At 47.0% G+C, this 1105-nt stretch carries 2 protein-coding genes; one reads left to right on the forward strand and one right to left on the reverse strand.

Going from position 1 to position 1105, the window contains the following annotated elements:
• On the reverse strand, nt 1-223 hold a 223-nt coding region (locus KDK16_RS04780; RefSeq protein WP_257274922.1), incomplete at its 3' end, for a DUF29 domain-containing protein.
• A 206-nt stretch (nt 224-429) separates the two neighbouring features.
• On the opposite strand from KDK16_RS04780, the gene KDK16_RS04785 reads away from it, so the two are divergent.
• Nucleotides 430-1105 (forward strand): hypothetical protein (locus tag KDK16_RS04785; RefSeq protein WP_257274923.1); only part of this gene is annotated, 676 nt, incomplete at its 3' end.

The following is a 1105-nucleotide window of genomic DNA, read 5'->3' on the forward strand; positions in this document are numbered from 1 at the left end:
CGGCTATCGTATCCCTTAATACGGTCGTTTGGTAATCACATTTAAGAAGATGGGTTATCAAAGTGGATAGATAATTCTCAAGATTATCGACTTTAGCCTCTATACCCAACTCCAACTCCTCCAACAGATTTTCAAGGTCTAGCTGGTCAAATTGTTTGTTAGCCAGTAAGCCTACTTGCTCGGTCAACCATTTGTGATGGTCGGTTTCGTATAAGCTATTCATCGTTTTACCTCAACCGGATACCCTGTTAAAAAAATACCTCCATTGCCCTACCACTGTAGGCAACTAACAGAAAGGACGCAAAATGAATCACCAAAGCACAGATGCCTTTCACCTCGTTCCCGCGCTAGTATGTCACTTCAATGAGTTTGATGTGAACAATCTACGACATCAGTGATTTGGATGATGAGTGGGAGGAAGGCGATGCGGTGAACGCATTACCGCTCTTTAGCTCTTTCCCCCAGAAGTGGCGTATGACCATTGCGGAAAACATGAAAGTCTTGGCATTGTTCAGTACAGCCCCTCTAAAGTGGCGCATGACCATTGCGGAATTTGAACAATACCTGACCGCTTTCACAAACGCCCGTAATGAAAGACCTCAGGTGCTTTCCGCGTTGGCATCCTTGCTGCCGATATTACATAACCATGGTGGAGCTGGCGTACGTTTATGGCTGGCAAGACACAATGAAAGCCGACAAGACCAGAACTTACTCAACAAGGCACTCTCAATTCCCGCCCCTTTGAATATCGTAAAGTTTGCTCTGACTCAGCTGCCTGAATCTGAGAGTCTGGAGTACATTGAACTGTGCAAAAACCTCAGCCCCCCCCCGAACAAAGCTCAGTGGGAGGCACTGGAACCACTGAGGCAAAAGCTCAACCGGCGATTTATCATGGCACGAAGTAGAAGATGGACGTTGGAGATTATCTGGTCGCAGCCAGAAGCCAAAAGCCCAGACTATATTGAACAGCTCGATAGCTTCTTCGAAACGGCTCCATCCATCCTCCAACTGTATCGTATACACCTGTCGTTCGGGCAGCAAAAAATGCAGGGTTTCCTGGATGCCTGTATTGCCCGGCAGACTGCAAATTCCCTCAATCTGAAAG

The organism is Endozoicomonas sp. SESOKO4 (assembly GCF_024606275.1).